Origin of the sequence: Streptomyces polyasparticus, assembly GCF_014493765.1 — a bacterium.
GTDB classification, from domain to species: domain Bacteria; phylum Actinomycetota; class Actinomycetes; order Streptomycetales; family Streptomycetaceae; genus Streptomyces; species Streptomyces polyasparticus.
The window spans coordinates 96,676-120,286 of the sequence record NZ_JACTVJ010000025.1; the positions used below are offsets into that span (position 1 = coordinate 96,676).

The following is a 23,611-nucleotide window of genomic DNA, read 5'->3' on the forward strand; positions in this document are numbered from 1 at the left end:
ACTGTCACGGTCCTGCCACAGAGCCCTCGCATACGGGGCAGAAGCGCGCCCCCTGTGCTGCCCTGGGGCTACTCTGACGGCCCACGCCGCCCGATGATCTTCGGACCTCTTCGACTGATCCATGAGCCAGTGACGCTCGACGGGCGGGTGCCGACGAGACACCGGCAGGGGCTCTCAGCCAGGTCCAGGCCGGTCGGGAGGGGGTCCCGTGTCCGATACACCGTCCATACCCGAGTCCGAGTCCGAGCCCGAACCGGATCCGGAGCACGTACGGGAAGCGTCCGGCGCGCCCGCGGAAGAACCGCAGGACGCCGTGCCGCCGGCCCGTACCCCCGCCGAGGCCGCCGTCGCCCGGGGCGCGGCCCCGCCGCCGCGCACCAAGGCCGCGAGCGTTTCACCGGGGGCCACCTGGGGCACGCACCAGCGCCCCCCCTCGGTCTTCGACGGCATCACCGCCGCGGATGCCGCCCCCGTGCGCACCGCGACCCTGGTCGCCGCGCTGGCCGCCGGTGTCCTGAGCGCGCTGCTGCTCGCCGACGGTGTGGCGGTGAATCTGCTCATCGTCGCCGTACCGCTCGCCCTCGCCGCGTACTTCGCCGCGCAGGCCGCGGGCCGGCTGCCCCGCGGCTGGACGCTCGCCTGGGCGGCCGGCGGTCTGGCGCTGCTCGCTGTGCCGGCGCTGCGCGACGCCGACTGGCCGTCGTTCCTCGCCGTGGCCGCCGCGTTCGGCCTCGGCTCGCTCGCTCTGCACGGTGCGCGGCGCTGGCCGGGCGTGCTGCTCAACCCGCTCGGTCTGGTGGGCGCCGTGGGACCCGGCACGGTCTGGGCCTGGCGGGGCCTGCGGGCGCGGGCCGGGGGACCGCGGGGTTCGCTCGCGCCGATCGTGCGGGCCGTCGCCGTGGCGATCGTGCTCCTTCTCGTCTTCGGCGGGCTGTTCGCCGCCGCGGACTCCACGTTCGCGGAACTGCTCGGCAGTCTGCTGCCGGACTCCGACCTGTCCGACGGACCGCTGCGGTTCCTGCTCTTCGCGCTCGGCGTGATCGGCGCGGTGGCGGCCGCGTACACGGCGGCGGCCCCGCTGCGCTGGGACAGGATCGAGGTGAAGCCCGGACGGGCCCGCGGCCGGGTCGAGTGGGCCCTGCCGCTGGTCGTCCTCAACCTGCTCTTCGCCGTCTTCAACGTCATCCAGCTCGCGGTGCTCTTCGGTGGCTACAAGGCCGCGCTCAAGGACGGCCTCACCTACTCCGAGTACGCCCGGCAGGGCTTCTGGCAGCTTCTGTTCGCCACGCTGCTCACCCTCGCCGTGATCGCCGTCGCGCTGCGCTGGTCGCCGCGCGACGGACAGCGCGACCGCACCCTGGTGCGCGCCGTGCTGGGCACTTTGTGCGTGATGACCCTGATCGTGGTCGCCTCCGCGCTGCGCCGGATGCAGATGTACGTCGATGCGTACGGACTCACGCGCCTCAGGATCTCCGTCACCGCCATGGAGCTGTGGCTCGGCCTGGTCATCGTGCTGATCATGGCGGCCGGGGTGTGGGGCGCCCGCTGGCTGCCCCGCGCGGTCATCGCGAGTGCGGCGGGCGGTGTGCTGGTCTTCGGACTGGTCTCGCCGGACGGGATGGTCGCCGAGCAGAACGTACAGCGGTATCTGGACACCAAGAAGTTCGACGTCTACTACGTCTCCGGGCTCTCGGCCGACGCCGTGCCCGCACTCGACAAACTCCCCGAGCCCGTCCGCAGTTGTGCGCTCGCGCCGCTGATGCAGTCGCTGGGCGAGGACGAGGCGCCCTGGTACGCGATGAGTTACGGGGAGTCGCGGGCGCGGTCGATCATCGCGGAGCGTCCGCTGCGCGAGGGCGTGGACTGCTACGACCTTGACGTGATCGACACGGGGACGGATCGCTCGGAGTACTGAGCGCGAGCCGCACGGACTGCTCGCACCTGCCGAGCACGAAAAAAGGGGCGGCCCTCCAAGTGAGGGCCGCCCCTTTCGCGTATCCGCGTGAAGGTCAGTGGGCCATGGGTGTGCCGGTCCCGCTGAGGGCTTCGAGGTCGCTCTTGCGCACCTTGATCACGAAGATCGCGGTGATGAGGGCGAGTACGGCCATCGCGACCGCCGGGATGAAGCCGGTGGAGATGCCCTCGGAGAGGATCTCCTTGGCCCAGGGCGAGTCCTTGGGCAGTTCGCCGGTCTTGGCGAAGGCGGCCTGCTGCTCGGGCGTCGCGTTCGCCATGAAGTCGGCGACCTGGACCTTCGCCTCGTCGCGGCTCGCGGTGCCGAAGACGGTGGTGAGGATCGCGAGGCCGAGTGAACCGCCCACCTGCTGCGTGGCGTTGAGCAGGCCGGAGGCCGCGCCCGCCTCGTGCTGGGCGACGCCGGAGACCGCGGTGAGGGTCAGGGTGACGAAGTTGAGGCCCATACCGAAGCCGAAGAGCAGCATCGGGCCGAGGACGCCGCCGAGATACGAGCTGCTGGTGTCGATCAGGGTCAGCCAGGCCAGGCCCGCGATCACGAACGACGAGCCGACCACCATGAACGGCTTCGGGCCCAGCTTGGGCAGCAGCGCCTGCGACAGACCCGCGCCGAACACGATCGCCACCGTCACCGGCAGGAACTTCAGACCGGCCTCGATGGGGGTGTCCCCGAGCACGTTCTGCACGAAGAGCACGATGTAGAAGAACATGCCGAACATCGCCGCGGCGAGGCTGAGCATGATCACATACGTGCCCGAGCGGTTGCGGTCGCGGAACATCTTCAGCGGGGTGATCGGGTCCTTGGCCTTGGTCTCGATGAAGATGAAGACCGCGAGCAGGACGACGGCCGCGCCGAACGAGGCGATCGTCACGCCGTCCTTCCAGCCGTCGCCCGCCGCGCGGATGAAGCCGTAGACGAGCGCGGCCATTCCGAGGGTCGAGGTGATCGCGCCGGCGATGTCGAAGCGGCCGGGGTGGCGCTCGGACTCCTGGATGTACTTCGGGGTGAGCACCGCGATCAGCACACCGATCGGCACGTTGACGAAGAGCACCCAGCGCCAGTCGAGCCACTCGGTGAGCATGCCGCCGGCGAGCAGACCGACCGCGCCACCGCCCGCGGAGACCGCGGCGAAGACACCGAACGCCTTGTTGCGCTCGGGGCCTTCGGGGAACGTGGAGGTGATCAGCGCGAGCGAGGTGGGCGAGGCGATCGCACCGCCGACGCCCTGCAGCGCACGGGCCGCGAGCAGCTGCCAGGGCTCCTGCGCGAAACCGCCGACCAGCGAGGCGAACGTGAACAGGATGATGCCGAACATGAACACCCGGCGCCGGCCCAGGATGTCGCCCGCGCGGCCGCCGAGCAGCAGCAGACCGCCGAAGGTCAGGGTGTAGGCGCTGACCACCCAGGTCAGGTCGGTGGTCGAGAACTTGAGCGCGTCCTGGATGTGCGGCAGCGCGATATTCACGATGGTGGCATCGAGCACGACCATCAGCTGACAGGCCGCGATGATGAACAGGGCAATTCCGGCATGCGGGGAGCGGGCCGCAGCCGCTTCGCCCTTCGGATCCGGCTCGACGACGCGTACGTCCTCGTCTGGCTGTGTCACGGGTTGCTCCCCCAGAGGCTGTCTAGTGAACGGCAGCGTTCACTAGGCGGGACCCTAGCGAGCGTCAGCTCTTGAACACAAGGAAATTCTTGGCAAGTTGGGGCCTCGGAGGGGGGGCGGCGCTCGACTGGGGCACCGGCGCCGGTCAGGGTTCCGGCTGGGTGGCGAGGAGCTCCACCGACGGCTCTCCGCCCGCTCGTGTGAAGGACCGCAGGGCGTTCACCAGCGTCGCGCGCTCGGCGACGGGCATGGACTCGACGATGCGGGTGATGGCCTGCATGCGGCGCCGTGTCACGTCGTGGACGAGGTCCTGCCCTCGGTGGGACAGAGTCAGCACGCTCTCGCCGTCCTCGCCGCCGTGCCGGTGCGACAGCAGTCCCATGGTGCGCAAGGCCGAGGCCATGCGCTCTGCCGCGCGCTGGTCGACCCCCAGAAGGGCGGCGGCACGGGACGGGGTGAGATCGCTGTCGACGCGCAGCAGGACCATCATGCGGAACTGGAGCATGGTGAGCGTCTCCTCCACCGAGGCGAGGGACTGGGCCGAGACGGCGACCAGGAGACGTGACGCGGTGAGCACGGCCGACGCGGAGTCGTGCAGAGCGTGCCGGTCGGGCGCCGGCTGGTCGAGCAGCCGGCGGAGCATCCTCTGCACGGCCACGATGCCCAGCACCCGCGGTCTGGCATCGCGCCGGTCCACGACGACCGCCGCTGGGCTGTGGGAACGCGTGAGGCGTACGTAGAGCTGGGAGATGAGGGTGTCCGGGGCGACGCAGGGCGGTTCCGGCATCTCGGGCAGCAGATCCTGCACAGTCCTGCCGCCGAGGCTCTTGGCGAGATGCGCCTGCGCGAACGGCCCGGACAGCGAGACGAGCCCGCCGTGCGTGGCGAGCGAGTCCGGAACCAGGCGGCGCAGCACCTCCTCGGCGAGGGCCAGCGCGAACGGCTCGCCGCCGCTGTCGACCACGACGAGATAGGGCTCCGGGCTGACGGAGAGCAGCCTTGCCGCGACCACCGCGTCGCAGTCGGCCTCCACGGTCTGGCAGGCGCGGGCGAGTTCGGCAGCGGTCATCTGAACTCCTGTGGTGACATGAGTCGTTCAGGTGCCGACCAGACTTCCCGGCGCGCCAGGAACGTCCGTCATGTCGCACGTTCCCCGAAGCATCGTTGCACAGGGCATGCCCGGACCACAGGGTGTTGAGCGCGCTGAGGCGTCACGGAACGAACCGCCCTGTGCACCAGGGGTGTTCAGTCGACCTCCAGGAGGCGGCTGAGGAGATGAGCGGCGGTGATGACACCGAGCAGTCGCAGCCCGTCCTTGTCGCGTTCCCCCACCGCGACCAGAGGGCTGCGGACGCCGGCCATGAGCGCGGCAACCTCGAGCGCGGTGTCATCGGGTGCGGCCACGGGCGGCGGCGGTGCGTCCTTGGGCAGGCAGTCGCCCACGGTGCGCCCTCTGAGCGCCTGGCACAGCCGGTCGGCATGCTTCTCGTCGACTACCGCGGCAAGGGTCGGGTCCTCCAGCACGTAGCCGGGGACGAGGACTTTGACCAGCTGAGAGGCGGGCAGGATCGCCTTCGGCTCGGACCCGGGGCCCAGCACGAGCAGGCCGGGCAGCTTGTGCTCGGCCATCAACCGGGCCGCCTGCAGGGCGTCGTCGTCCACGCCGACCGACTCGTAGTCCACTGCCAGATCGCGTGCGCGCATTGCGGGTTCCCGTCGCTGCCGAAGTGCTTCCTGGTCCAGGGTCGACCACCTCAAGGGTGCAGGCCAGCCCATTGACGCGGAATGTACGCAAGGGGAGCGCCGGCGCAGTCGGGGCGCGGCCCCCTCGTGATCCTGTGCAGCAGAGCGGCATCAAAGACGCGTTAAACGCTGCCGGATTCCGGCAATGCGAGCGCCACTCCTTCGCTGCCACGATGCCCCTGCCGGGGAAACGGGGGCGCCCCGGATGCCGGGTTACGGAAGTACGAGACAAGCACGCGAGCGGCCGGTCCGCCGTCCCCGCGTCCTCACGGGATTCCGGTCCTTTCACCGATCCTTTCGCTCCGAATCACTCGAGGTCTTCACATGGATGCCATGACCCTGGGCATCGGCGTGACCGTCGCCGCCGTCCTGCTCGTCGCCGTACTGCTGCTGTTGATCGTCACGCGCCTGTTCCGCAAGGTGGAGCAGGGCAAGGCTCTGATCGTCTCCAGGATGCGGAAGGTCGATGTGACCTTCACGGGTCAGGTCGTACTGCCCGTGCTGCACAAGGCCGAGGTCATGGACATCTCGGTGAAGACCATCGAGATCAGCAGGACCGGCCGTGACGGTCTGATCTGCCGTGACAACATCCGCGCCGACATCCGGATCACCTTCTTCGTACGGGTCAACAAGACCGCCGAGGACGTGATCCGCGTGGCGCAGGCCATCGGCACCACCCGGGCCAGCGACCAGAACACGCTGCAGGAGCTGTTCAGCGCCAAGTTCTCCGAGGCCCTGAAGACCGTCGGCAAGCAGATGGACTTCACCGATCTCTACACCAAGCGCGAGGAACTCCGGTTCAAAATCATCGAGTTGATCGGCATCGACCTCAACGGCTACAGCCTCGAGGACGCGGCGATCGACTATCTGGAGCAGACCCCGCTCACCCACCTCGACGCCTCCAACATCCTTGATGCACAGGGCATCCGGAAGATCACCGAGCTGACGGCGATCGAGCACGTGCGTACCAACGAGTACCAGCGGCACGAGGAGAAGGAGATCACCCGGCAGAACGTCGACGCCCGCGAGGCCATCCTGGAGCTGGAGCGCCGCCAGGCCGACGCCGAGATCAAACAGCGCCGGGAGATCGAGACCGTACGGGCCCGCGAGGAGGCCGAGACGGCCCGGGTGATGGAGGAGGAGCGGCTGCGCTCGCAGAGCGCGTTCCTCCAGACCGAGCAGCAGCTCGGTGTGCAGCGGGAGAACCAGGCGCGTGAGGTCGCGGTCGCCGCGAAGAACCGCGAGCGCGTGATCGCCATCGAGAGCGAGCGCATCGAGAAGGACCGCATGCTCGAAGTCATCGCCCGCGAGCGGGAGACCGCGCTGACCCGGATCTCCGCCGACAAGGAAGTCGAGGCGGAGAAGCGGGAGATCGCCGAGGTCGTACGGGAGCGTGTGGCGGTGGACCGTACGGTCGCCGAGCAGGAGGAGTCGATTCTGAAGCTGCGGGCCGTCGAGGAGGCCGAGCGGCAGCGGCAGGCCGTGATCATCGCGGCGGAGGCCGAGGCGCAGGAGAAGTTGGTCAAGGACATCAAGGCCGCGGAGGCGGCCGAGGCGGCGGCCACGCACCGCGCCGCCGAGGAGGTCACGCTCGCCGAGGCCCGCGTGAAGGCCGCGGATCTGGACGCACGCGCCAAGATCCGGCTCGCCGAGGGCATCCAGGCCGAGTCGGCCGCGGCCGGGCTCGCCGCCGTACAGGTGCGGGAGAAGGAAGCGGACGCGATCGAGAAGGCAGGGCGTGCCGAGGCCGCGGCCACCGAGGCCCGGATGCGTGCCGACGCCGAGGGCGTCGAAGCCCGGATGCGTGCCGAGGCCGAGGGCATCGAGGCGAAGCTGAAGGCCGAGGCGGCGGGTCTGACCGACAAGGCCGCGGCGATGGCGGCCCTGGACGAGGCCTCCCGTACACACGAGGAGTACCGCCTGCGGCTCGAAGCGGAGAAGGACATCCGCCTGGCGGGGCTCGATGTGCAGCGCCAGGTCGCCGAGGCCCAGGCCACGGTGCTCGCGACGGGTCTGGAGAGCGCCGACATCAACATCGTCGGCGGTGAGTCGATGTTCTTCGACCGGCTCGTCGGCTCGATCGCCCTGGGCAGGAGCGTCGACGGGTTCGTGCAGAACTCGCAGACCGCGCAGGCCCTGGCCGGTCCCTGGCTGGACGGCTCCGCGAGCTTTCCCGAGGACCTGGTGGGGCTGCTCGGCTCGGTGTCGACGAAGGACGTGCAGAACCTGACCGTCTCCGCGCTCCTGATGAAGCTCATGAACGCGGGCGGCGGCGGTGCCTCCGGGCAGCTCAAGGAACTGCTCGACAAGGCGGGTGAGCTGGGCCTCGCCGACCTGCCGCTCACCCAGCTGAACGGCACCGCGCACCACTAGGGCGTCTCTTTCGGATCCAGTGCCGCCGCAGACCCGGGCGTGACCGTAGCTGCCGTACACAGGGGGCGGCAGCTCCGGTCACGCCCGCACTTCTCTTCAGGAGACCTTCGCCATGACCACCGACCGCACCGGGCAGCAGCCCGCCGTCGACGCCGGTACGTACGAGGTGCTGCGCGACCGGCTCAGCGTACAGGCCGCCGAACTCGCCCGCCGAGCCGGCGAGTTGAACACGCGCCGGATGGCCGAGTTCGGCAGCGGCGAGCTCGCCTTGACCGGCACCGAGCGGATCCGCACCGAGCACACCTGCGTACCCCGGGACATCGTCGCCGTCGGCGAGGTCCTGCTGTTCGGGTACAACGTGTTCCTCGGGCTCAAGCCCGGGACGGCGGTCGGCGATGTGTTCGCGCTGCACGACCGGGACCTGAACCGGCTGCCCGACGACGCGGTGCCCGGTCTGCTGGACGACCCGGCTTTCGTACGCGAATTCGCCGCCCTCTACCGCTACTACCGCCAGGCCCACCTCCTCCAGCTGCGCCACGTGGACGGCAAGCTGCTCGCCGTCTTCCAGACCGGCGAGAAGGCCGGCGACACCCGCGTCCTGCGCTGGGCGCTCGACGGCGACGGGGGCGCACGCTTCCTGGACGCGCAGGGCGAGCGCGACCATGTCTTCCCGCCCGCCCACGACGTCGTATGGACGGACGCGGACCGTGAGGACCACGTCCTGGGGCGTCACCCGCATATCTCCATCGGCGGCGAGGTGTTCGTCGAGACGCTCGGCGGCACGCTGACCGTGAAGGTCGAGAACAACACCGAGACCGGGCAGGGCATTTACCAGGAGCCGGTGAACGACCCGCTCCAGTCGCTCGCCGACGCCGACGTGGCCCACGCCCGCGTCGGACCGCTGATCCTGCTGCGGATCCGCCCGTACAAGGAGGACCACGACCGCCACCTGGTCTTCAACACCCTGACCAGGACGGTCGTACGCCTCGACGGCATCGGACAGGCCTGTCTCAGGCTCCCGGAGGACCAGGGCATCGTCTTCCCCGGCGGCTACTACCTGGCCGCGACCGGCACCGCGAAGACCTTCGACCTCGACACCGAAGGTCTGGAGTACGAGCGGACCGTCCGCTCGCCGAACGGCGAGGACGTGCTCTTCGCGTTCCATGCGCGCGTGGAGGGCCGGGGCCTGCTGCTGCCGTACAACGTGATCCGCAAGGAGGTCGCGAGCCCGCTGTCCTGCCACGGCTGGGCGCTGTTCGACGACGGGCAGCTGATGGTCCTGCGGGCCGAGTCCGACGAGCCGGCGCGGGTGCACCCGCTGCAGATCTGGGCGACCCCGTACGTCTCCGACACGCACGCCGCCCGTACGCCCACCGGCACCGGGCCGCTGGCCCGGGTCGGCAACGCCGATCTGGTACGCGGCATCTCCGACTGCCTGTCCCTCGCGCGCGGCGTCACCGAGACCACGCCCACGTCCGCCGTGTACGAGGCGCTGGTCGGCGCCTGCGTCCGGGCGATGGACCAGTACCACTGGCTGGGCGAGGCCGAACTCGGGGATCTGCGGGCCACGTTGGCGGAGATCCGCGCGACGGCCGAGCAGGTCGTCACCGAGTTCGAGACCGTGCAGACCCTGCGCCGGCAGGCCGCCGAAGCGCTGGCCGATGCGGCCGCGCACATCGCCACGCTGGTGCGCCGCGTCCGCGGCGAGGCTCCGCGCAGCGCCGATGTGTGGGTGGCGCAGCTGACCGAACTGCGCCGGGCGCAGGGGCATTTGGTCACGCTCAAGGAGCTGCGGTACGCGGACACCGAGCGCATCGACGCGCTCACCGAGGACGTGGCGGGCGACCTCACCGCCACCGCCCGCAGGGCCGTCGCCTTCCTCAGTGGCGCGGATGCCTTCGCCGACTACGACGCCGATGTCGAGCGCCTGACCGCCGAGGCCGAGACGGTCGCCACCGTCGCCGAGGCGGCCCCGGTCGGCGAGCGTCTGGACGAGCGGGTCGAGGGCCTGCAGGTGCTCACCGAGACGATCGCGGGCCTCGACCTCCAGGACGCGACCGTCCGTACGGCGATCCTGGAACGCGTCGGCGCCGTGCTCGGCGGCTTCAACCGGGTGCGGGCCCTGCTCGACGCGCGCCGGCGCGAGCTGAGCGGCACGGAGGACCGGGCCGCGTTCGGCGCCGAGTTCGCCCTGCTCGGCCAGGCCGTCACCGGCGCCCTCGCGGCGGCCGGCACCCCGGAGCTGTGCGACGAGCAGCTCGCCCGGCTGCTGCTGCGCGTGGAGGACCTGGAAGCACGCTTCGCCGACCACGACGACTTCCTGACCCGGCTCACCGACCGGCGCGCCGAGATCTATGAAGCGTTCTCCAGCCGCAAGCAGACCCTCCAGGACGTACGGGCACGCCGCGCCGAACGCCTCGCCGAGTCGGCATCCCGTGTGCTCGACACCGTCCTGCGCCGGGCGTCCGCGCTCGACGACACCGACGCGGTCAACACGTACTTCGCCTCCGACCCGATGGTCGCCAAAGTCCGCCGTACCGCGGACGACCTGCGCGAACTCGGGGACCAGGTAAGGGCCGAAGAGCTCGAAGGGCGCCTGAAGTCCGCCCGCCAGGACGCCGGGCGCGCCCTGCGCGACCGCGCCGAGCTCTACGCCGACGGCGGTGCCACCCTCCGCCTGGGCCGCCACCGTTTCGCGGTCAACACCCAGCCGGTCGACCTGACCCTGGTCCCGCACGCGGACGGCCTGGCCTTCGCGCTGACCGGCACCGACTACCGCGCCCCGGTCGCCGACCCCGCGTTCGCGGACACCCGGCCGTTCTGGGACCAGACACTGGTCTCCGAGACGGCCGGCGTGTACCGCGCGGAGTATCTGGCCGCGCGCCTCCTCGACGAACACGGCCCGGACGCCCTCGCCGACGCGGACCTCCCCTCCCTGGTCCGGGCGGCCGCCGAAGCCGCGTACGACGAGGGCTACGAGCGCGGCGTGCACGACCATGACGCGACGGCGATCCTCGGCGCGCTGCTCGAACTGCACGCGACGGCAGGGCTGTTGCGCCACTCGGCCCGGGCGCGCGCCACCGCCCAGATCTTCTGGGCGCGCCAGGCACCGGCCGGCGCGCGGGACGCCTGGGCACGCCGGGCGGTCTCGCTCGCGCGCGTACGGGAGACCTTCGGCACGGCACCGGGCATGGACGAGCTCGGCGGGGAACTCGCCGCAGCCATAGGGGAGGCGGCGGGATCGGGGGAAGCCGACCTGTCTGCCGCCTACCTCCTCGACGAGCTCGCGGCCGGCGGCGGCTTCGTGGCGGGACCCGGCGCCCGCACCCTGCTCGACAAGTTCCGTCAGACCGTGGGCGAAAGCGCCTACCGCCCCGACCTGGACGCACTCGGCGAGGACCTGGCCGCAGGGCAGCAGCTCCTGCGCAGCTGGCTGCACGCCTTCACCACCACGCAGGGGATCACCGTCGACGCGGGCGATCTGGACGAGGCGGTCGCCATCGAGCTCTGCCCCGGCCTGCCCCGGTACGAGCACGACGCCGAGCTCACCACCGTAGTGGCCGGACTGCTCGGCACGCACCCGCGCCTCGAGGGGCGCGAACTCACCCTGCGGCTGGACGAATTCCTTGCCCGCACCGGGCAGTTCCACCGCCGCCATGTGCCCGCGTACCGCGCCTTCCAGCGCCACCGCGCCGAGCTCGTGACCGCCGAGCGCACCCGGCTCCGCGTGCCGGAACTGCGTCCCAAGGTCATGTCCTCCTTCGTCCGCAACCGCCTCATCGACGAGGTCTATTTGCCGCTCGTCGGCGACAACCTCGCCAAGCAGATCGGCGCCACCGGCGACGCCAAGCGCACCGACACCGGGGGACTGCTCCTGCTCGTCTCGCCCCCGGGCTACGGCAAGACGACGCTCATGGAGTACGTGGCCGACCGCCTCGGACTCGTCCTGGTCAAGGTCGACGGGCCCGCGCTCGGGCACGCGGTCACCTCGCTCGACCCCGCGGAGGCGACCGACGCCACGGCACGCCAGGAGATCGAGAAGATCAACTTCGCGCTGCGGGCGGGCAACAACTCTCTCCTGTACCTGGACGACATCCAGCACGTCTCGCCCGAACTCCTGCAGCGCTTCATCCCGTTGTGCGACGCCCAGCGCCGGATCGAGGGAGTCGTGGACGGCCGGGCGCAGACCTTCGACCTGCGCGGCAAGCGCTTCGCGGTCTGCATGGCCGGCAACCCGTACACCGAGTCCGGCGGGCGCTTCCGCATCCCCGACATGCTCGCCAACCGCGCCGACGTGTGGAACCTCGGCGACGTCCTGACCGGCAAGGAGGACGTCTTCGCCTACAGCTTCATCGAGAACGCCCTCACCTCGAACCCGACGCTCGCCCCGCTCGCCGGACGCTCCCGTGAGGACCTCGACCTCATGGTGCGCCTGGCCGAGGGCGACCCCACGGCCCGCCGCGACCGCCTCGGCCACCCGTACGCACCCGCCGAACTCGACCGGATCCTCGCCGTCCTGCGGCACCTCCTGAGCGCACGCGCCACCGTGCTCGCCGTGAACGAGGCGTACATCGCCTCCGCCTCGCAGAGCGACGCCACGCGCACCGAGCCGCCGTTCCGACTCCAGGGCTCCTACCGCAACATGAACAGGATCGCGGCCCGGATCGAGCCCGTCATGAACGAGGCCGAACTCGACGCCGTCCTCACCGACCACTACGCCGCGGAGGCCCAGACCCTCACCACCGGAGCCGAGGCCAACCTCCTCAAGCTCGCCGAACTGCGCGGAACCCAGCGCGCCGCCGAGGCGGCGCGCTGGGCAGCCCTGAAGGCCGCCTACGTCCGTACGCAGACAATGGGCGGCTCCGACGAGGACCCCCTCGTACGGGCCGTGGCCGCGCTCGGTCTGCTCGCCGACCGGGTCGCCTCCGTCGAGTCCGCGATCACCCGCGCCACCGACCCCCGCCACCTGATCGCCGGCTCTCGGGCCCGGCATGCCGTGCGCAACGACTCCCGGAACGCGGCCGGCGACTGAACGCCCACGTGGTGACTTGCCCGACCTCAGCAGACCTTCCGCGCTCTGTGCACCCTCACCTGCAGTGACCCGGCCCTGTCCGCGCCCTCATGTCATGCGTTAAGAAGGTGTCAACGCACGACATGAGGTGGGGGCGAACTGGTGACGAACGACGCAGGCGAGGAGCTCGGGGAGTACCTGCAGGGCTTCACGAAGATCCTTGACGAGGCCGTCACCACGGGCCGCAGGCTGACCCGGGACGAGCTCGAGTCGCGGCGCGCCCTCGGACTGCTCGCTGCCGAGTCCGGGCAACCACTGCGCCCGCTGCTCCTCGCGCACCTCACCGCGGCCCGTTCGGTAAGGCCGGGCGGCGTCGACAGCGTCCTCGCCGCTGTGGAGCAGGCCGTGGACGCCTTCATGTACGGCTACGAGCGGGCCCAGCGCCTCGCCGTACGCCAGGAGGAAGCCGCCCGGCGGGAGTTCATCGACGATCTCCTCTACGGCCGCAGCGACCTGGGCCGGCTCTCCCAGCGCGCCGTCCGCTTCGGCCTGGTGCTCACGCATGCGCACGCCGTCGCGGTGACCCGCGGCCCCGACGCGTACGACGACACGCACCCGGTGACGCGGCAGCTGGACGGCGCGCTCGTCGCCCGCTTCGGGGAACGCAGCATCCTGCTCACCACCAAGGACGGTCTCCTGATCTGTATCGCCCCCGGCGATCAGCAGGACGTGCTCGCCTACTTCGCCAAGCAGGCACACGCGGCAACGGACGGCGGATGCACGGCGATCGGCCGTGCGCACCCCGGTCCCGGCGGAGTCGTCCACTCCTACGAGGAGGCGCTGAACGCCCTGGAACTCGCCGAGCGCATGCACCTGGACGAGCCGGTGTTGCACGCGGCCGACCTGCTCGTCTACCCGGTCCTCACCCGTGACCGCGAGGCCATGGCCGACCTCGTGCGCAGCACGCTCGGGCCCATGCAACAGGCACGCGGCGGAGCCGGACCCCTCCTGGACACGCTCGGCGCCTACTTCGACGCCGGATGCATCGCGGCCGAGGCCGCCCGCCGGCTCTCGCTCAGCGTGCGCGCGCTGACCTACCGTCTCGAACGCATCCACCGGCTCACCGGTCACAACCCGGCGGACCCGCAGCACCGGTACACGCTGCAGACGGCGGTGATCGGAGCCAGGCTGCTCCGGTGGCCCGAGCAGGAGCTCTGACGGCGGGGCCTTCGGTTGCAGTCTCTTCGTCCGCGGATTCGTGATTGCCGGGGTCCGGCAGCCAAGGCGCGGCGCAGCTGCGCATCAAGGATCTGTCAGCGCGGCGTACGGAACGTGTACTGTCCGCCGTGACGTGCCGGGAAGTCTGGTCGGCGATCAAGGGACAGCTGTCTTTGCCGATCGGGGGAACACGCCATGGTGCTCGTCGCCGCCGTGGGGCCCATGGCCGACCACGCCGAGATCTCGTACACGAAGATCGGCGGGGCAGCGTGAACAACTGGCAGAGCTGGGCCGCGCTCGCCGTCTTCCTCGGCGCATACGCCCTGATCATCAGCGAGAAGATCCATCGCGTCGCCGCCGCGCTCGGCGGCGCGGCCCTGATGCTGGCCATCGGTGCCACGGACGACAAGGCGGCCTTCTACTCGGAGCATTCGGGCATCGACTGGAACGTCGTCTTCCTGCTCCTGGGCATGATTCTGATCGTCGGAGTGCTGAAGAAGACGGGCATGTTCGAGTACCTGGCCATCTGGTCGGCGAAGAAGGCCCGTGCGAAACCCTTCCGCGTGATGGTCACGCTGATCGTCATCACGGGTTCCGCCTCGGCGCTTCTGGACAACGTCACCACAGTGCTGCTGATCGCACCGGTCACGTTCCTGGTGTGCGAACGGCTGGCGCTGCCGGTCGCCCCGTTCCTCATCGCCGAGGTCTTCGCCTCCAACATCGGCGGTATGGCCACGCTGGTCGGCGACCCGCCGAACATCATCATCGCGAGCCGGGCCGGGCTCAGCTTCAACGACTTCTGGTCCATCTGGCGCCGCTGTCCGCGGTGTTGATCGTGGTCCTCGTCCTGCTCTGCCGCGTGCGGTTCCGCAAGTCCATCGCCTACGACGAGTCGCGGGCCGAGGAGGTCATGGCGCTGGAGGAGCGCGAGGCGATCCGCAACCCCGCCTCCTCGTCCAGGGCCTCGTCGTCCTCGCCCTGGTGGTCGCCGGTTTCGTCCTGCACCCCGTGCTGCATTTCGAGCCGAGCGTGGTCGCGCTGCTCGGTGCGGGGCTCCTCGTGGCGATCTCCACCGTCGACACCGGTGAGGTCCTTGCCGAAGTCGAGTGGCCCACGCTGGCCTTCTTCGCCGGCCTGTTCATCATGATCGGCGGACTGATCGAGACCGGAGTCATCGGCGAGGTCTCCAGCACGCTCGCCGACACCATCGGCGACAGCGAGTTCGGCGGCACGATGCTGATGCTCGGCGCGTCCGCGGGCCTCTCCGGCATCGTCGACAACATCCCTTACGTCGCCACCATGGCCCCCATCACCAGCGATCTCGTCTCCGCGCTGGGCAGCAGCGGAGACCACGTCATGTGGTGGGCGCTTGCGATCGGCGCGGACCTCGGCGGCAACGCCACGGCGATCGGCGCCTCGGCGAACGTCGTCGTCCTCGGCATCGCCGAACGCAACCGACAGCCCATCTCCTTCTGGCAGTTCACCAAGTACGGCCTCGTCGTCACCGCGGTGACGGTGGGCATCTCGACGTTCTACGTGTGGCTTCGCTACTTCGCTCTGTGAGAGACAGGGGGCATCAAATGATCGAGCTCTGGCCTGGCGGAGGGCGAATGGTCCGGGAGCGCTTGCTACGTTTCGGCGTTGCCGGGCTGGTGTGTGTTCTCACCGCCGGGGCCGCGGGGTGCTCCGGCGGGAGTTCCGCCCCTCCAGGGGCAGCCATGTCCGAGGAGGCCCGGTCCTACCTGTCCGCCGCCCTGACCGTCATGGAGAAGAACGCGCTGCGCAGCAGAGACGTCGACTGGGCCGACGTGCGGCGGGCGGCTTTCGCGGAGGCGGGCGATGCACAGCGGCCTGCCGACACGTATCCGGCGATCAAGTGGCCTGCGGCTGGGCGATCGACCCGCGCCGCAACCGCGGCGGAAACATGTGGCCGATGCTCGCCGTGGTGGGTCCGATCCTCGGGGACGGTGACGTCGGAGCGTTCGTCGATGCGGCCGGAAAGAAGACCGGGTGGTCCGTCGAACAGGGCAGCCCTCGTGTGGACGGCGCACCCATGGGCTGGGGTGCGAGCTCGCCCATAGGCAAGGGATCAGCGCCCGTCGCGGTGCTCACGGGCGCTTCCACCGGCAGTTCCGGGGAGGCGGTGACGGTGGCCTTCCGAGGGCGCCCCGACACGCGGTCCTTCGGCGCGGCCACCTCCGGTGTCCCCACCGGCAACGCGCCGCATCACCTCTCCGACGGGGCGCTCCTCAATCTGACCGAGTTCGAGGACGCCGACCGTACGGGGCGTGCGTACGACGGCCCGATTCCGCCCGACCAAGTGGTGGTCCACCACCTCGGGCGTGCGCGAAAGAGCGATCCGGTCCTGGACGCGGCGACGGAGTGGCTGTCCGGGCAGCCCGCTTGCGCGGAGCCGAACCCTGACGTCACCGAACCGTAAGGCCTCCGCCCGGTGCCGGGGCGGGTCGTTCGGGCTAGCCTCGCAGCGCTTCCGGACTCAGGAGATTCGTCATGCGCGCTCGCACCCTGCTCCCAGCCGTTCTGGCTGCCGCCGCTCTCGCCGTCGTGGGGTGCGGCTCCGATTCGAGTGGTGAGACGCGAGCCCCGTCCTCGAAGGCCCCGGCCTCCACCCCGTCGCCGACCGCATCCGACGCCGGTACGGACGGGTCCGACGCCGGGCAGGTGCCCGAGGCGCTGGACTTCACTGCGACCACGGTGGACGGCGAGGAGTTCGACGCCAAGACGCTCGCCGGCAAGCCCACCGTCCTGTGGTTCTGGGCGCCGTGGTGCCCGAAGTGCAAGGCCCAGGCGGCCGAGACGGCGAAGGTCGCGGCCGAGTACGCGGGCAAGGCGCATGTCGTCGGGGTCGCGGGCCTGGACAAGAACGCCGCGATGCGCACCTTCGTCTCCGACACGGGAATCGAGGGCTTCCCCCAACTCTCCGACGAGAAGGGCGAGGTGTGGAAGCGGTTCGAGGTCACCGAGCAGAGCCGCTACGTGATCCTCGACAAGTCGGGCAGGACGACGTACGAGGGCGTCCTGCCCGGCGGCGAGGGCCTGGCCGGCAAGCTCGCCGCGCTCACGGGCTGACCGCGCGGTGGCCGACGTTCCGTTCGCCCTCGCTCTCGGCGCGGGCATGCTCGCCGCCGTCAACCCGTGCGGATTCGCCCTGCTCCCCGCGTATCTCTCCCTCCTTGTCCTCGGTGACGACAACCCGAGCCGGCAGGTCGCCATCGGCCGGGCGCTCGCCGCGACCGCCGCGATGACCCTGGGATTCGCCGCCCTGTTCGCGGTGTTCGGCCTTGCCGTGCAGCCGGTCGCGGGGCAGGTCCAGGAGCACCTGCCCTGGTTCACCATCGCCTTCGGCCTGCTCATCGCCGCGGCCGGCGGCTGGATCCTGGCCGGGCGCCCACTGCCCTCCCTCGCACCGAAACTCCGCCGCGCGCCGAAGGTGGTGCGCTCGGTGCCCTCGATGATGCTGTTCGGCATCGCGTACGCCACCGCCTCGCTCGGCTGCACCATCGCCCCCTTCCTCGCCATCGTCGTCTCCGCCTTCCGCAGCGGCTCGACGGCGGAGGGCGTGGCCCTCTTCGCCGCGTACGCCGCCGGGATGGGCCTGATCGTCGGAGCGGCCTCCCTGACCGTGGCCCTCACCCGCACCACGGCCGCCGCCGGTCTGCGCCGCTTCGGCTCGATCGCCCCGCGCCTCGGGGGCGGCCTGCTCCTCCTGGTCGGCCTGTACGTCGCGTACTACGGCCGGTACGAGATCCGCGCCCTGGACGATCCCGCCACCACGGACCCCGTCATCGATACGGCGGGCAGCATCCAGCGCTCCCTCGCCGACACCCTGGACGCCGCGGGGCCGGCCGTACTCGCCGCGCTCTGCGCGGCCCTTCTCCTGGTCGCCCTGCTGATCCGGCGGCGCAGGCGAGACCGGCGCGAGCGCCTCTCCGGTCGCGGCTGAACCGACCGGACACCCGCGGCTGAACCGACCGGACACCCGCGGCCGAATCCGCCCGGACCTCCGAGGCCGAATCCGCCCGGACGTCCGCGGCCGGCCCCACCGGGCACCGCCCGTCGCCACACCCGCGCACGATTGTCCCGTTCGGCCCGTCGCGGGCCTTGCGCGCGCCTGGGATGCTGGAGTGACCCCACGTTGTACCGGCAGTGGAGTGTCCCCGTCGGCGCGCCCCCACGCGCCGGCTCCGCTTCCGGCGCGGCGCGCCTGAGACCGGGCGCGGCGCGACTGGTCTCAACGGAGAGATGAACATGGCTACTTCGCGCTGGACGGCCGCTCCCGCCCAGTCCACCGTCCCCGCCCAGGTGGCGGTCCCGCGCCGCCGCGGAGCCGTGCTCGAACGCGCCATCCTCGACGCCGCGCTCGAGCAGCTCAGCACAGTCGGCTGGAACGGTCTGACGATGGAGGGCGTCGCCGCGGGCGCCCAGACCGGCAAGGCGGCGGTGTACCGGCGCTGGCCCTCCAAGGAGGACCTGGTCGCCGACGCACTCGAGGCCGGAATGCCCCCGCTCTCGCAGCCCCCCGACACCGGAAGCGTCCGCGAGGACCTCCTGACCCTCTGCCTGGCCATGCGCGACGCGATGTACTCGAGGCCCGGGTTCGCCCTGCGCGCGGTACTTCACGAATGCGACGGCAGCCTGGCCGAGCGCTTCCAGTCGGTGATCTTCGGGCGCGTGATGCAGCCCGCGATCGAGGCCATCCGCGAGGTGCTCTGCCAGGGCGTACGCCGGGGAGAGGTGCGCAGCGCGGCAGTGAACGACCATGTCTGCGAGGTCATCCCCGCGATGATGATGTACCGCGCCAAGGTGTACGGAAGTGAATGGATGCCTGCCGAGATCGCCCGCATGATCGACGATCTGATCGTTCCGCTGACCCGCCCGCAGGGGTGAGGAAAGGGGGCGGGGGTGTCGTCCCGGCCTCCCGCAGGCGTACGCTGGCACCGCCATGCCGTACGAAGCACCCACCCACACCGTAGAGCGCTCGATCCGGGCGAAGACCGGCGCGAAGATCGTCGCCGGTATCGATGAGGTCGGACGCGGTGCGTGGGCGGGACCCGTGACGGTCTGCGCCGCGATCACCGGTCTGCGCCGGCCGCCCGAAGGGCTCACCGACTCCAAGCTGCTCACCGTCAAGCGCCGCGACGCGCTCGCGCGTGAGCTCGGCGACTGGGTCACCGCCCATGCGCTCGGGCACGCCTCGCCGCAGGAGATCGACGACCTCGGGATGACGGCCGCGCTGCGGCTGGCCGCCGTAAGGGCGCTCGAAGCCCTTCCGGTACGGCCCGACGCGGTGATCCTCGACGGCAAGCACGACTATCTGGGCGCGCCCTGGCAGGTGCGCACGGTCATCAAGGGCGACCAGTCCTGCGTGGCCGTGGCCGCCGCCTCCGTGCTCGCCAAGGTGGAACGCGACGCGATGATGGCCGAACTGGGCGCTTCCTGCGCCGACTTCGGCTTCGACGCGAACGCGGGCTATCCGTCCCCCGTGCACAAGGCGGCGCTCGAGGAGCGGGGGCCGACCGAGCACCACCGGCTCTCGTGGTCCTATCTCGACGCGCTGCCCAAGTGGCGGCACCTCAAGAAGTCGCGGGCTCCGGTGCTCGGTGTCCCGGTCCCGGAAATCGAGGGGCAACTCGGCTTCGATTTCTGACACCATGCCGCTCGCGGCGGCCGGGTCGTCCTGTCGCCCTGCCGCTCGCACTTATGTGCCACCCGCCGTTACGGTTCGTACCGGCGTTTGATAGACATCCAGTCATGCCTCTCCTTCCCGAGGAGCCTCAGATTCACGAGAGTGTCCAGGGTCCCCGCGCAGCATCGGCCGCCGGCCGCACCGCGCCGACCCCTCGTCCCGTACCCGGTCCGCGTTCCGCGGCCGCCCCGCGTCCCGGACGCCCCGGCCCCGGTGCCGCCCGGCCGGGCCCGCCGGCGCAGCGCACGCCGCGCGATGCGGCGAAGCCCGCGCCCGTTCCGGCGCCTGCTGCCGCACCGTCGGTGCCTTCGGCGTCCTCCGCGCCTTCCAGCCCGCAGATCCAGCTGATCCCGGCCTCCGTCGAGGGTGCGCTCGACGCGGCCGAGGAAGCGGTGGACCTGCTGCTCGACACCGGCCGCGCGCCCGGCGACGTCCTGGTGCTCACCACCGGCGAGCAGCACCCTTGGGCCGCCCATGAGTTGAGCTTCGGCGACGCCGCGTACTGGGCGCAGCACGAAGCCGGCGACGACGTCTTCTATGCCTCGGCCGCCGACGCGGGACGTGCGGCGGTCCGCCCCGTGGTGGTCGTCGCGCTCAACGGCGGCTCGGACGAGCAGGCCGCGACGGCGCTGCCGCTGGCGATGGCGCGTGCGAGCGCGCTGCTCATCGTGTGCGGCGACCCGCAGCGGATCAACTCGGTGCTGGGCGCGGGAGTCTGACGGCACGGCGGCTCCGGCCGCCTTCCTTCTCTCTCGTACGAGGTGAGTGGGGCCCATCCTCGATGGTGGACCCCACGGTGCGGGCGCGGCTCCGGTTCTCAGAGCGAGGCGGCACGGCGCAGCAGCTCCGTGCCACCGTGGCCGTTGGCCGTGTACGAGGCATCGACGCCATTGGCATGGGCCACGGCGCTCACCGCGCTCACCCGAGTGGCGCTCGGCTGCCGGCCACCGCGCCCCTCGCCGAGGACCTGCCAGCCGCCGGCGGTGAGCGTGATGTACGCGCCGCAGCGCAGACCGTGCAGCGTGCAGGCGTCGCGCAGCCCCCACATCCAGGCGCCGTCCTCCTCGGTCCAACCCTCCTGGCCGTCCCGGCAGTAGAGCAGCACGGCGGTGCGCACCGGCGTCCGGCGGCGCAGATCGTGCGGGATCACCCGGCGCAGCTGGGCGAGCAGCGCATTGCGGAACACCCAGCCGTCCACCGGCGCGGAACGGCGGGCGAACGAGGCGCTGGCCTTGAGGCGTTCCTCCTGGTCGAGCACCGCGACCACCGCGGTCTCGCGGGTGGGCCTGTGCCGTTCGTACAAGCCTCGAACGACGTCGCGCGGACTGCGCAACAACGGGATGCCGGCGGCGGACCACTCGGCAGGCTCGAGCAGCCGCCCCAATGGGGTGGACGCATCGGCGGGCGGCGACACAGACGCGAGTCTCGTCGGATCGGCGGACGGAGTGAATCCGAAGGTCACGGTCCTCCCTTCGGCTGCGCGCCCGCCTGAGGCGGGCGAAGTCGGACGTGTGGGAGCGCACCGCGGCACAGCACTGCCGGATACGTACGAGCCGTGCGGGAGCGCTCCAATTCTCGCCGCCGTTTCGGCCGCTAGGCAACGAGCAATTGACGCCGCTGACCGAAATCGGAGGCTGCGCCGTCAATATCCCTTCCCCGCGCACCGCAAGGCAACGCTCCGGCCGACGCTTACCGGAGGTAAACCGGATGAGGTCGCCGAATGTCAGTGGTGTCCGGTTGCATGGGGGGATGCACCGAGAAGACGAAGTGGATCCGAGCGCCGAAGCGGCGGCTCCCGCATCAGTGGCTTTCCAAGCGCTGGACGCCGGCGAGCTGCGCGCCGAGGCCGATGCCGTACTGGCCGAACTCGTCGGCGACGCGGGTGGTTCCGCGCGCCTGCGCGAGGACCAGTGGCAGGCCGTCGCGGCGCTGGTGAAGGACCACCGGCGCGCGTTGGTGGTGCAGCGCACCGGCTGGGGCAAGTCGGCGGTCTACTTCGTGGCGACCGCGCTGCTTCGGCGGCGCGGCGCGGGCCCCACCGTGATCATCTCGCCGCTGCTCGCCCTGATGCGCAACCAGGTGGAGGCCGCGGCCCGCGCCGGTATCCGCGCCCACACCATCAACTCCGCCAATCCGGAGGAGTGGGAGGCCATCTACGGCGAGGTGGAGCGCGGCGAGACCGATGTGCTCCTGGTCAGCCCCGAGCGGCTGAACTCGGTGGACTTCCGCGAGCAGGTGCTGCCCCGGCTCGCCGCCACCACGGGCCTCCTGGTGGTCGACGAGGCGCACTGCATCTCCGACTGGGGGCATGACTTCCGCCCCGACTACCGCCGGCTGCGCGCCATGCTCACCGAACTGCCCGCGGGCGTCCCGGTCCTGGCCACCACCGCGACCGCCAACAGCCGGGTGACGGCCGACGTGGCCGAGCAGTTGGGCACGGGCGGCGGTGAGGCGCTGGTGCTGCGCGGGCCGCTCGACCGCGAGAGCCTGCGCCTGGGCGTGGTCCAACTGCCCGATGCGGCACACCGTCTGGCCTGGCTCGCCGAACATCTCGACGAACTGCAGGGCTCCGGCATCGTCTATGCGCTGACGGTCGCCGCCGCCGAGGAGGCCACGGCCTTCCTGCGGGCGCGCGGCTTCGCCGTGTCCTCGTACACGGGGCGCACGGAGAATGCGGACCGGTTGCAGGCCGAGGAGGATCTGCTCAAGAACCGGGTGAAGGCCCTGGTCGCGACCTCGGCGCTCGGCATGGGCTTCGACAAGCCGGACCTGGGTTTCGTGGTCCACCTGGGCTCGCCCTCCTCGCCCATCGCGTACTACCAGCAGGTCGGCCGCGCCGGCCGTGGTGTCGAGCACGCCGACGTCCTGCTGCTGCCCGGCAAGGAGGACGAGGCGATCTGGCGGTACTTCGCCGACACCGCCTTCCCGCCCGAACAGCAGGTACGGCAGACGCTTTCGGCACTGGCCGGCGCGGGCCGCCCGCTTTCCGTACCGGCCCTCGAGGCCTCCGTCGACCTGCGGCGCACCCGGCTCGAGACGATGCTCAAGGTGCTCGATGTGGACGGTGCGGTGCGGCGCGTGAAGGGCGGTTGGACCGCCACCGGCGCCGACTGGGTCTACGACGCGGAGCGGTACGCCTGGGTGGCCAAGCAGCGCGCGGCCGAACAGCAGGCCATGCGGGATTACGTGACCACCTCGATGTGCCGGATGGAGTTTCTGCGCCGTCAGCTGGACGACGAGGGCGCGACCGCGTGCGGACGGTGCGACAACTGCGCCGGGCCCTGGGTGGATTCGGCCGTCTCCGGCGATGCGCTGGCGGGCGCGGCCAAGGAACTGGACCGGCCTGGGGTCGAAGTCGAGCCGCGGAAGATGTGGCCCACCGGGATGGCCGCACTCGGTGTCGAGCTCAAGGGGCGTATCCCCGCGGGTGAACAGTGCTCGACCGGGCGGGCGCTCGGCCGGCTCTCCGACATCGGCTGGGGCAACCGGCTGCGGCCGCTGCTCGCCGAGCAGGCGCCGGACGGGCCGGTTCCCGAGGATGTCCTGAAGGCCGCGGTGGCGGTGCTCGCCGACTGGGCGCGTTCGCCCGGGGGTTGGGCGCCGGGGGTGGCCGACGCCATCGACCGCCCTGTCGGGATCGTCGCCGTGCCCTCCCTCTCCCGCCCGCAGCTCGTCGGCTCACTCGCCGAGGGGATCGCGCGGATCGGACGCCTGCCGCTGCTCGGCTCCCTCTCGTACGCGCGGGGGGAGAACGTGCTGCGGCGCAGCAATTCGGCGCAGCGGCTCAAGGCGCTCTCCGAGGCCTTCATGGTCGATGACGAGCTGGCGGCCGCGCTGGCCCGGGCCAAGGGGCCGGTCCTTCTGGTGGATGACTACACGGATTCGGGCTGGACCCTCGCGGTGGCGGCGCGACTGCTGCGGCGCTCGGGGAGCGGTCCGGTGCTGCCGTTGGTGCTGGCGGCTGCGGGCTGAGGGCCT

15 protein-coding genes and 1 pseudogene are annotated in these 23,611 nt (G+C 71.2%); 12 read left to right on the forward strand and 4 right to left on the reverse strand.

The annotated features are described in order from the left end of the window. Positions 1–208: 208 nt before the first annotated feature. Entirely contained in the window at positions 209–1,915 is a 1,707-nt protein-coding gene (locus tag H9Y04_RS38045) for a DUF4153 domain-containing protein (RefSeq protein WP_187818774.1), read from the forward strand. Between the two features lie 94 nt (positions 1,916–2,009). Here H9Y04_RS38045 and H9Y04_RS38050 read toward each other — a convergent pair whose 3' ends face one another. From H9Y04_RS38050 to H9Y04_RS38060, 3 genes are all read right to left on the reverse strand, one after another. Further along, positions 2,010–3,497, reverse strand: a complete 1,488-nt coding sequence (locus H9Y04_RS38050; RefSeq protein WP_308801726.1) for an MFS transporter — start codon at positions 3,495–3,497, stop codon at positions 2,010–2,012. Positions 3,498–3,726: 229 nt separating this feature from the next. Beyond that, positions 3,727–4,650: a hypothetical protein gene (locus H9Y04_RS38055; RefSeq protein WP_187818775.1), complete on the reverse strand. Its 924-nt coding sequence runs from the start codon at positions 4,648–4,650 to the stop codon at positions 3,727–3,729. Between the two features lie 176 nt (positions 4,651–4,826). Beyond that, on the reverse strand, positions 4,827–5,285 hold the full coding sequence (locus H9Y04_RS38060) for a CBS domain-containing protein (RefSeq protein WP_187818776.1): 459 nt from the start codon (positions 5,283–5,285) through the stop codon (positions 4,827–4,829). Between the two features lie 363 nt (positions 5,286–5,648). Between H9Y04_RS38060 and H9Y04_RS38065 the strand changes: the two genes are divergently transcribed. The 10 genes and pseudogenes from H9Y04_RS38065 (at position 5,649) to H9Y04_RS38110 (ending at position 20,352) form a co-directional block, all read left to right on the forward strand. After that, positions 5,649–7,697, forward strand: coding sequence for an SPFH domain-containing protein (locus tag H9Y04_RS38065; protein ID WP_187818777.1), 2,049 nt, complete (start codon positions 5,649–5,651; stop codon positions 7,695–7,697). A gap of 112 nt (positions 7,698–7,809) precedes the next feature. Further along, positions 7,810–12,729 carry a DNA repair ATPase gene (locus tag H9Y04_RS38070; protein ID WP_187818778.1) on the forward strand — a complete coding sequence of 1,640 codons (4,920 nt, stop codon included), beginning with the start codon at positions 7,810–7,812 and terminating at the stop codon, positions 12,727–12,729. 141 nt (positions 12,730–12,870) lie between these two features. Continuing rightward, positions 12,871–13,926: a PucR family transcriptional regulator gene (locus H9Y04_RS38075; RefSeq protein WP_187818779.1), complete on the forward strand. Its 1,056-nt coding sequence runs from the start codon at positions 12,871–12,873 to the stop codon at positions 13,924–13,926. A gap of 269 nt (positions 13,927–14,195) precedes the next feature. Continuing rightward, positions 14,196–15,489: pseudogene (locus tag H9Y04_RS38080) on the forward strand (ArsB/NhaD family transporter). Between the two features lie 313 nt (positions 15,490–15,802). Continuing rightward, complete coding sequence (locus H9Y04_RS38085; RefSeq protein WP_308801701.1) at positions 15,803–16,366, forward strand: S41 family peptidase; 564 nt, start codon at positions 15,803–15,805, stop codon at positions 16,364–16,366. Positions 16,367–16,437: 71 nt separating this feature from the next. Then, entirely contained in the window at positions 16,438–17,016 is a 579-nt protein-coding gene (locus H9Y04_RS38090; protein ID WP_187818780.1) for a redoxin domain-containing protein, read from the forward strand. 7 nt (positions 17,017–17,023) lie between these two features. Further along, positions 17,024–17,890, forward strand: coding sequence for a cytochrome c biogenesis CcdA family protein (locus H9Y04_RS38095; RefSeq protein ID WP_187818781.1), 867 nt, complete (start codon positions 17,024–17,026; stop codon positions 17,888–17,890). Between the two features lie 305 nt (positions 17,891–18,195). Further along, positions 18,196–18,834: a TetR/AcrR family transcriptional regulator gene (locus H9Y04_RS38100; protein WP_187818782.1), complete on the forward strand. Its 639-nt coding sequence runs from the start codon at positions 18,196–18,198 to the stop codon at positions 18,832–18,834. A 55-nt stretch (positions 18,835–18,889) separates the two neighbouring features. Continuing rightward, positions 18,890–19,594 (forward strand): ribonuclease HII, encoded by a 705-nt coding sequence (rnhB, locus tag H9Y04_RS38105; RefSeq protein ID WP_187818783.1) that lies wholly within the window; start codon positions 18,890–18,892, stop codon positions 19,592–19,594. A gap of 104 nt (positions 19,595–19,698) precedes the next feature. After that, on the forward strand, positions 19,699–20,352 hold the full coding sequence (locus H9Y04_RS38110; protein WP_187818784.1) for a hypothetical protein: 654 nt from the start codon (positions 19,699–19,701) through the stop codon (positions 20,350–20,352). Positions 20,353–20,450: 98 nt separating this feature from the next. On the opposite strand, the gene H9Y04_RS38115 is transcribed toward H9Y04_RS38110, so the two are convergent. Beyond that, a complete protein-coding gene (locus H9Y04_RS38115) occupies positions 20,451–21,095 on the reverse strand; it encodes a hypothetical protein (protein ID WP_187818785.1) in 645 nt (214 codons plus the stop codon). A gap of 356 nt (positions 21,096–21,451) precedes the next feature. On the opposite strand from H9Y04_RS38115, the gene H9Y04_RS38120 reads away from it, so the two are divergent. Continuing rightward, a complete protein-coding gene (locus H9Y04_RS38120; protein WP_187818832.1) occupies positions 21,452–23,605 on the forward strand; it encodes a RecQ family ATP-dependent DNA helicase in 2,154 nt (717 codons plus the stop codon). The last annotated feature ends 6 nt before the right edge of the window (positions 23,606–23,611 follow it).

Bases quoted from the DNA above. Each gene is read 5' to 3' on its own strand.
- H9Y04_RS38065 (WP_187818777.1), top strand. From the start codon at position 5,649: ATGGATGCCATGACCCTGGGCATCGGCGTGACCGTCGCCGCCGTCCTG.
- H9Y04_RS38090 (WP_187818780.1), top strand. From the start codon at position 16,438: ATGCGCGCTCGCACCCTGCTCCCAGCCGTTCTGGCTGCCGCCGCTCTC.
- rnhB (WP_187818783.1), top strand. From the start codon at position 18,890: ATGCCGTACGAAGCACCCACCCACACCGTAGAGCGCTCGATCCGGGCG.
- H9Y04_RS38060 (WP_187818776.1), bottom strand. From the start codon at position 5,285: ATGCGCGCACGCGATCTGGCAGTGGACTACGAGTCGGTCGGCGTGGAC.
- H9Y04_RS38100 (WP_187818782.1), top strand. From the start codon at position 18,196: ATGGCTACTTCGCGCTGGACGGCCGCTCCCGCCCAGTCCACCGTCCCC.
- H9Y04_RS38110 (WP_187818784.1), top strand. From the start codon at position 19,699: ATGCCTCTCCTTCCCGAGGAGCCTCAGATTCACGAGAGTGTCCAGGGT.
- H9Y04_RS38070 (WP_187818778.1), top strand. From the start codon at position 7,810: ATGACCACCGACCGCACCGGGCAGCAGCCCGCCGTCGACGCCGGTACG.
- H9Y04_RS38055 (WP_187818775.1), bottom strand. From the start codon at position 4,650: ATGACCGCTGCCGAACTCGCCCGCGCCTGCCAGACCGTGGAGGCCGAC.